The organism is Bartonella sp. MR168JLCBS, assembly GCF_042194175.1.
Map to the genome: position 1 here is coordinate 1 of NZ_JBHIMP010000220.1, position 896 is coordinate 896.

At 37.1% G+C, this 896-nt stretch carries 1 protein-coding gene; it reads right to left on the reverse strand.

Features of this window, described 5'->3' with window-relative positions; genetic code table 11:
• Window positions 1-311 precede the first annotated feature (311 nt).
• A complete protein-coding gene (gene rplI, locus ACFIK8_RS10465; protein WP_011179235.1) occupies window positions 312-893 on the reverse strand; it encodes a 50S ribosomal protein L9 in 582 nt (193 codons plus the stop codon).
• Window positions 894-896 lie beyond the last annotated feature (3 nt).

The following is an 896-nucleotide window of genomic DNA, read 5'->3' on the forward strand; positions in this document are numbered from 1 at the left end:
GATCAGAATTATTTTGAATGATATGAAGGTATAAGAAATTTACTCTTCGTATAAGATTCATCTTTTTGAGATGCGATCTCAAACGGTTTTTGTTTTGGTGAAACAACATATGAGATATTCCCCACCACTTTATTGATAGTTTTTTGGGTCTTTTGATGCTTTCACACAATACATCAAAGGCTGATTCTTCCATAAGAATTCAAAGTTTAGGTTGTGGTTATAATAAAATACTCAGCTTCAAAAGCTGAGTATTTTATGGCATCATATTAAACGGCAAAAAATAAAAAATGCACGACAGAGAAAAATGGCAATTAAGCTTGTTCGTTGATGCTGTTTGCATCGTTATCATTCATTTCTTCTTGATTTTCTGCTAATGGCTTTTCCTGAATATCATAGATTGCTTCAGCTGAGGTAAGCGTTTCACCTTCTGCTTGGCGTTGTGCTTCACTGGCCGAACGTGCAACGTTAATGACCACAGAAATTTGAACTTCAGGGTGTAGACTAAGAGTGATGAGATAGAGGCCGATCGTTTTTATTGGATGATTAAGTTCAATCTGATTGCGTCCAATAGAAAAGCCTGCACTTGTTATGATTTCAGAAATATCACGTGTGGATACAGATCCGTAAAGTTGTCCTGTTTCTCCGGCTGAACGAACGACAATAAAAGATTTACCATCAAGTTTTTCAGCAATTTTTTGTGCTTCGCTTTTTCGTTCAAGATTACGCGCTTTAAGCTGCGCACGCTGTTTTTCAAAATGTTTTTTATTAGCGTCATTAGCACGTAAAGCTTTGCCTTGAGGCAAGAGAAAGTTACGTGCATAACCATCTTTAACTGAGACAATATCCCCCATTTGACCAAGGCGAGGGATGCGCTCAAGTAGAATAATATCCATAGT